This window comes from Kitasatospora sp. NBC_00458, assembly GCF_036013975.1.
GTDB lineage: Bacteria > Actinomycetota > Actinomycetes > Streptomycetales > Streptomycetaceae > Kitasatospora.
In genome coordinates this window covers 4975001-4982500 of record NZ_CP107904.1, presented here as the reverse complement: position 1 = coordinate 4982500, position 7500 = coordinate 4975001, and the positions used below count along the sequence as shown (strand labels likewise).

At 69.4% G+C, this 7500-nt stretch carries 2 protein-coding genes and 3 rRNA genes (2 of these 5 only partly in view); all 5 read right to left on the bottom strand.

The window, feature by feature from the left end:
• Positions 1-172: ribosomal RNA gene (locus OG550_RS20725) — 16S ribosomal RNA — on the bottom strand (it extends 1352 nt beyond the left edge of the window).
• A gap of 782 nt (positions 173-954) precedes the next feature.
• A complete protein-coding gene (locus OG550_RS20720; RefSeq protein WP_327679690.1) occupies positions 955-2502 on the bottom strand; it encodes a hypothetical protein in 1548 nt (515 codons plus the stop codon).
• Between the two features lie 191 nt (positions 2503-2693).
• Positions 2694-5777: an AAA domain-containing protein gene (locus OG550_RS20715; protein WP_327679688.1), complete on the bottom strand. Its 3084-nt coding sequence runs from the start codon at positions 5775-5777 to the stop codon at positions 2694-2696.
• A gap of 271 nt (positions 5778-6048) precedes the next feature.
• Positions 6049-6165 (bottom strand): 5S ribosomal RNA (gene rrf, locus OG550_RS20710).
• An 85-nt stretch (positions 6166-6250) separates the two neighbouring features.
• Positions 6251-7500, bottom strand: a 23S ribosomal RNA gene (locus OG550_RS20705); it runs 1870 nt beyond the window's last position.

Sequence of the window (7500 nt, the reverse complement as noted above, 5' to 3'; positions counted from 1 at the left end):
TATCCGGTATTAGACCCCGTTTCCAGGGCTTGTCCCAGAGTGCAGGGCAGATTGCCCACGTGTTACTCACCCGTTCGCCACTGATCCACCCCGAAGGGCTTCACCGTTCGACTTGCATGTGTTAAGCACGCCGCCAGCGTTCGTCCTGAGCCAGGATCAAACTCTCCGTGAATGTTTACCGGTAATCCGGTCGACACCCGCGTTGAGCGGCACGGCAACCACCGGAATAGGGTGATCCCGCGCACTGCGTCCTCGCTAGTGTTTTACTTCAAAAGGAATCTCCAACCCCAGATGATCTGAGGCCGGGGATGTCAACATATCTGGCGTTGACTTTTGGCACGCTGTTGAGTTCTCAAGGAACGGACACTTCCTTCAGGCGGCTTTCACACCGGCCCTCCGGGCGCTTCGTTCTTTCGTGTTCCCAGCCTACCAGATGTTTTCCGCACCGTTTCCGGCGCTTCGTTCATCCAACTCGCTGGCGTCTTCTGCGGCTTGACGCCCCGTCCGACGTTCCAAACTCTAGCCGATCCCCGCCCCGAAAGGCGAATCCAGCCGCAATCCATATAAACGGGCACGCCGAATAAGACCCGGGCCGCAAAGCCGAAAGGCAAAAGCGACCCAGCCCGAACCGGGAAGTGGTGTTTCTAGGGATTGGCCGCCCCGGGACCGTCCGCGCCGATGCGTGTCCGGTGCTCCCTGCCGAGCGACCAGTCAACACTACGCCCATCCGGGCAGGATGCAAAGTCGTCCACCGGAGCCGGCGCCCGAGCCCCGGACATCCTGGGCTCCCGGCGCACCCGCACGAAGGCCGCCGGTGCGAGCACGTGTGTGGGCACGTCACCCAGCATCACCTCCCACAACCGTCCGACATCCGGATCCCGGGCGAGCCGATCGGCCACCACCGGGCTCCAATGCCTCGACCGCCCTGGGCGCGCCCCCAGCCGCAGGCGCCCCTCAGCCGGCTGCGACCCCGACGCCGCCGTCGCAGGCGGCACCGGACTCCGCCGGTATCAGCCGCACCTGTCGCGCCGCCAGCTTCAGGGGCTCGCCCGCCCTCCGGTCCCAGAGCACGGCCGAGCCCTGCGCGACACCGAAGGAGAGGTACGACCGCTTCGGGTCCAACCGGGGCCCGTCCCCCGAGAGCCGCTCAGCCGGCTCGGCCGGCTCGACGCACACCCACTTCGGCTCGACCCCGAAGTACGGCGGCGCATCCTCACCCCTCGCCGCGGCGGCCTTCGTCCGGTCGGCGGCCCGCCCGGCCGAGTGCAGGGCCAAGGTGGAGACGCCGGCCAGGATCGCGATCAGCAGCAGGGCGTACATCGCCGCGTTGAACCCCTCCCCCGTGCCCGCGTAGCCGTGGTGCCGGTGCCTGGCGAAGCCCCACCAGGCGGGGAGCACCAGCACCAGGCTCAGGAACGTCAGCAGCTTGACGGCCGAGACGACCTGCCAGATCGGCGGAACGTCGAGATCCCCGGGGCTGAGCGACAACGCGTCGGCGTACAGGGAGTGCAGCACCGAACCCGACGCCAGAAGGGTGGCCCCCGCCAGCGACGCGGCCAGGGGTACCGCCCACGCCGCCCACTCGCCCCAGCTCCACTGCCGGACCAGCAGCCACAGCCCCGCCACCACGGCCGCGATGCCGAGGCCCACCAGCACCTGCTGCTCGTGCGAACCCCGCCCGGCGGAGCGGAAGGGGCTGAGAGCGAGCAGCAGCACCGCCATGGCCGCGACCGCGGCCATGGCGGCACCGGCAGCCGCGCCCTCCCTGAACAACCGCGTCCCGGAGGCCACCGTCACCCCGCCGGCGAGCACAGCGAGCACCACCCAGAAGGCCCGGGCTCCTCCCGAGCCGCCCGCCGCGAACACCGCGGCCACCCCCACGGCCAGGCTCCAGCCGAGCACCCGGGCGATGCGCCGTGCCGTCTCCTCCTCCGGCCAGAACCGCACCGTCCCGCGCCAGCGCCCGTCGAGCGGCCGGATCCGGGCCGCGGCCGGTGCGCTCCCTCCGCCCGACGCGGACGGCATCCGCGCGAGGCCCGACGCCTCCTCCTGCGTCCCGATCACGCGTACCCCGGTGTCGTAGTGACCCAGGCGGGACGCGTAGCGCCGAACACTCCCCCGCAACCGGGCGAAGCGGACGCCCGACGGCGCGGACCTGTCGTACGCCTGCCACTCGGTCAGCATCTCGCGGTCCCGCACCAACGGCTCGGCCCGCCGGACGTAGGCCTCCAGCCGTGCCCGCCGCAGAGCCCGCTGCGCCCGCCGCGTCGCTCCCCGCTCGCAGTGGTGGAGGGAGCCCGGCAGCCGCACCTCCACCTCGTAGACGCGCGACGCCGGATCCGGCTCCAGGACACCCTCCAACGGCCCCTCCCCGCACGGGTGTCGGCCGATCACCGGCCAACCGTGACGTTCGAAGACCTGCTCCGCCTCCGCCCAGTCCCGCTCGCCGCCACGCACTTCGACGAGCGTCAGAACCCGCTGGTCGTACAACCTCGTTCGCATGCCTGTGGCCCTACCCGGGCGGATCTTCGCGACACCCGCACACACCGCCCCACCGCACCGCCCCGCGCGGTGGCGACGTCGCACCGCGGTGACGGGTGACGGGTACCGAATGACTGTTGGCAGCGGCAGGAGATCGGGGCTCCCCGAGCGCCGAGGTCTTCAGCGGGCCGGACGCCCCGTCCCGGCGGCGCTCACGGCAGCCACCGGGCGGCGGCCTCCCTCGTGACACGGGCCGGATCGACGTACCAGAGACGGTTCTTCCCGTCCCAGCGGGCCTTGAGCTGCGCCTTCGCCTCGTCCTTCTCCCCGAACGGCACGTCCAGATAGAGCCGCCCGTCGACGACCTGGCCCGGGCGGGGCTTGCGGTCGCCGCCCGCGTCGGGGGGCGAGGACGGGGCCTCGCTGACGGGCGGCGCCGTGGCAGCGGCGTCGGCGGTCCTCGGGTTCCAGGCCGCGCGCTCCTTCCGGGCCCGCTCGATCAACCTGCTGACGCGCTCGCAGGAAGCCGGGTCGGTGAAGCGCATCATCAGATCGGTCGGTCCGGTGCTCGCCAGCAGGTTGAGGGAGCCGTGCCAGAGCACGGCGCCGTCGAGGATCAGCACCTTCTCGTGCATCCGCTCGCGGAACCCCACCTCGCAGCCGGCCGCCCTGAGGACGTCGATCTGCTTCTGGTGACGGGCCGCCCCCGCCGCCTCCCGCTGCTCCTCGGGGGCCCGGGTGTGCACGACGACCCGCACGCCGGCCGCCGCCCGTGCCCCGAGCAGCGCCGACCACCGGTGCACCGGCTGCGGGTCGAGGAAGGCGCAGTAGACCTCGATGCTGGTGCGGGCCCGCGCGATGTCCCACTCCACCGCCTTCTGGACCTCGTCGGCGGGGAAGAACGCCGGACGCGACAGCTCCTCGTCGGAGAGCGCGGACAGCTGGGCCGCATCGCGCGTCGGGATCAGCTGGTCCGCGGGGATCACCTGGGCGTGGCTCTCCAGGTGGTCGAGCATGACGCGCGCCTCGCTGTGGGGGGCGAGGTGCTGCCGCAGGTGCTCGACGTCCGCGACGACTATCAGGTGGTCCTGCGCCCTGCTGAGTGCGACGTTCAGCAGCCGGCAGGTCTGCGAGGACAGACCGGTCCCGGCGTAGAAGATGCCCGGGTCCTTCCCCGCGCCGACGGCGGTGTCGAAGACGACGATCGGGCGCTGGCTGCCCTGGAACCGGTGGATGGTGTCGACCAGGCCCTCGTACTCCTCCCCGAACCGGTACGCCAGGCTTCCCTTCAGTGCCTTGACCTGCGCGCGGTAGGGCGCGATCACTGCCAGCCGGTCGGTCGCGCGGGCGCCCGCCGCGAGCTCGGTGCCCTGCCACTTGCGGCCGGGGAGCACCCCTTCGTACTGCAGGCCGCGCACGAGCTCGTGGACGACCGCCTCGTTCACGGTGTTGGCACGGTAGTCGGGGCCGGGGATCCGCTGCTTCGAGGTGTCGATCAGGATCACCGGGACGTCCACCAGCGGGTTGGGCGGGATCCGGCTGCCGTCCGCGCGCCCGGTCGCGAGCGGGGCATCGGGGTAGGCCACGGCGTTGACCAGCCCGCAGATCGGCGCCCGCATCCGGTACTGGGTGTCCAGTGCCACGAGCCGGGGGTCCTGGCGGACCGAGCCGGCTTCGGTGACCAGCCCGGCCGCGTGAAAGGCGTCCCGGGCCGCCCAGTTCCGGGAGTGGACGCGCTCCTCCTCCGAGGCCTTCCGGTCGCCGTCCCCCTTGGTGACGGCCGGCAGTTGCCGGAAGTCGCCCGCCACGACGATCCGCTTCCCCGCCAGGCCGGCGGCCAGCCAGGCCGACGGCAGGTCCACCATGCCGGCCTCGTCGATGACGACCACGTCCACCCGGTCGAGCAGCTTCCGCGACTGGACGGCCTTGGCGACGGTCGCCCCCATGACGCGGCACCGGGAGCGCACGGTCTGCTGGATCCGGCTCAGCTGCCGGTCGATCTCCTGGGTCTGCCGGAGCAGTGACTCCACCTCACGGACCAGGTCCGCCCGGTCCGGCAGGCCCACCAGTCGGGGGCGGACACCTGCGAGGCGCCCGCTGGTCGCGCTGATCCGGGCCGCCAGATACTCGGCCTGCTTCCGGGCCGCCGCTCCGACCGACCGTGCGGCCTCCGCCGCCGCGGTGGCCCGGGTGAGCTCCTCCCGCATCGCCGCGAGCCGGCTCTCCATCCGCGCGGCACGGAAGCCCCTCGGCTCCCCCGCCTCGCTGATGCCCAGCCGCAGCCGGGCGGCCTCCGCATCCGCCCGCAGCGCCTCCCGCTCCGCGGCGGCGACCGTGGCGGCCGCTTCCGTGTGGGCCCCCCGGTCGGCGGCGAGGCGCTGCTGCAGCTCCACCGCTTCGTCGTGCAGGGCGACGCCGGCGCGGGCCGGCTGCAGGGCCTCCCGTGCGGCCCGCGCCGCCTCGTCCAGCTGCGCCGAGACCCGGGCCGCGATCCGGCCGGTGTCGACGTACTCGCCGTACCGCTCCGCCAGGGACGGCAGCTCGATGTCGCCGCCCCGTTGGACGATGCCCTCGCCGAAGCCCGGTTCGGCGTGCAGCAGATCGCAGATCCGCTCCAGCGCCTGGTCCACGGCGACCTTGGTCGGCGCGAGGAACAGCACGTTGTGGCCCTGACGGAAGTTGCCCTCCACGATGTGGCCGACGACGTCCGTCTTCCCCGTCCCGGGCGGGCCCCAGAGGAACACCGCCTCGCTCGCCAGCGCCTGCACGACCGCGGTCCGCTGACGCGGGTTCAGCTTGAGACCGTGCCAGCCGGCGACCCAACGCTCCGGGTCCGGCGCCCGTCCGACCACCGGCGTTCCCTGCCCGACGATCCAGCCGGCGCTCTCGACCCTGACGTTCCCGTCCTCCGAGCCCGCAGCCTCCAGGCGGTCCGCGAGAACCACCAGCCCGGCCGAATCGTCCTTGCGCGCCTGGACGTCGCGCAGCCCTCCGCCGAGGCTCTCGGTGACGACGAGCCGCACCTTCCCGTCCGGGAGCGGGGAGGCCTCACCCGGGATCCACGGACCGCGGGAGTGGGCGGAGCGCACGAGAACCGGGCTCCCGTCGAACGAGCGCGGCCACCTGGGGCACCCGAAGAGGTACTCGTACCTCCCCTCCGCTGCGGACACGGCCTGCCCGGACGACAGCACCGCCTTCTCGACGTCCTTGGCCTCACCGCGCCTCTCCGCGCGGATCTCCGCCTGCACGGCGGTCAGGAGTTCCGAGACCGGATAGGGCCGCTCGGCCTGCGTCATGGATGTGTTCTCCCCCCGGATGACGTGTACGGACTGCGCCGTCCACTGTACGGAGCACGGCCGACACCGGAGGTGGCTTCCGCGAAGCCGCCGTCGGCCACGGCGCCCCGGTCCCCGGTTCCCCGCCACGGGCGGCGCGCGGCGCCGCCACGACCAGCGCGAGGCGCTGAGGCCGGCTCCGGGAGCGCCCGCCCGAGCGCCGGCAGGAATTCCCCTGAAAACGCAAAGAACCCCCGTCCGGATCCCGGACGGGGGTTCTTTGTGAATGATTGTTCGGCGGCGTCCTACTCTCCCACAGGGTCCCCCCTGCAGTACCATCGGCGCTGTGAGGCTTAGCTTCCGGGTTCGGAATGTAACCGGGCGTTTCCCTCACGCTATGACCACCGAAACACTATGAAACTGTCAACCGCACCCACACCGTGACCTGATGTGGGGGTCGTTGTTTCAGAACAACACAGTGGACGCGAGCAACTGAGGACAAGCCCTCGGCCTATTAGTACCGGTCAACTCCACCCCTTACAGGGCTTCCATATCCGGCCTATCAACCCAGTCGTCTACTGGGAGCCTTACCCTCTCAAGGAGGTGGGAGTGCTCATCTCGAAGCAGGCTTCCCGCTTAGATGCTTTCAGCGGTTATCCCTCCCGAACGTAGCCAACCAGCCATGCCCTTGGCAGGACAACTGGCACACCAGAGGTTCGTCCGTCCCGGTCCTCTCGTACTAGGGACAGCCCTTCTCAACACTCCTACGCGCACAGCGGATAGGGACCGAACTGTCTCACGACGTTCTAAACCCAGCTCGCGTACCGCTTTAATGGGCGAACAGCCCAACCCTTGGGACCTACTCCAGCCCCAGGATGCGACGAGCCGACATCGAGGTGCCAAACCATCCCGTCGATATGGACTCTTGGGGAAGATCAGCCTGTTATCCCCGGGGTACCTTTTATCCGTTGAGCGACGGCGCTTCCACAAGCCACCGCCGGATCACTAGTCCCGACTTTCGTCCCTGCTCGACCCGTCAGTCTCACAGTCAAGCTCCCTTGTGCACTTACACTCAACACCTGATTGCCAACCAGGCTGAGGGAACCTTTGGGCGCCTCCGTTACTCTTTAGGAGGCAACCGCCCCAGTTAAACTACCCACCAGACACTGTCCCTGATCCGGATCACGGACCCAGGTTAGACATCCAGCACGACCAGAGTGGTATTTCAACGACGACTCCACAACAACTGGCGTTGCTGCTTCAAAGTCTCCCACCTATCCTACACAAGCCGAACCGAACACCAATATCAAGCTATAGTAAAGGTCCCGGGGTCTTTCCGTCCTGCTGCGCGAAACGAGCATCTTTACTCGTAATGCAATTTCACCGGGCCTATGGTTGAGACAGTCGAGAAGTCGTTACGCCATTCGTGCAGGTCGGAACTTACCCGACAAGGAATTTCGCTACCTTAGGATGGTTATAGTTACCACCGCCGTTTACTGGCGCTTAAGTTCTCAGCTTCGCCCCACCGAAGTGGAGCTAACCGGTCCCCTTAACGTTCCAGCACCGGGCAGGCGTCAGTCCGTATACATCGCCTTACGGCTTCGCACGGACCTGTGTTTTTAGTAAACAGTCGCTTCTCGCTGGTCTCTGCGGCCACCCCCAGCTCTGGCAGCAAGTGCCGTCACCAGGAATGGCCCCCTTCTCCCGAAGTTACGGGGGCATTTTGCCGAGTTCCTTAACCATA

Bases quoted from the DNA above. Each gene is read 5' to 3' on its own strand.
- OG550_RS20715 (WP_327679688.1), bottom strand. From the start codon at position 5,777: ATGACGCAGGCCGAGCGGCCCTATCCGGTCTCGGAACTCCTGACCGCC.
- OG550_RS20720 (WP_327679690.1), bottom strand. From the start codon at position 2,502: ATGCGAACGAGGTTGTACGACCAGCGGGTTCTGACGCTCGTCGAAGTG.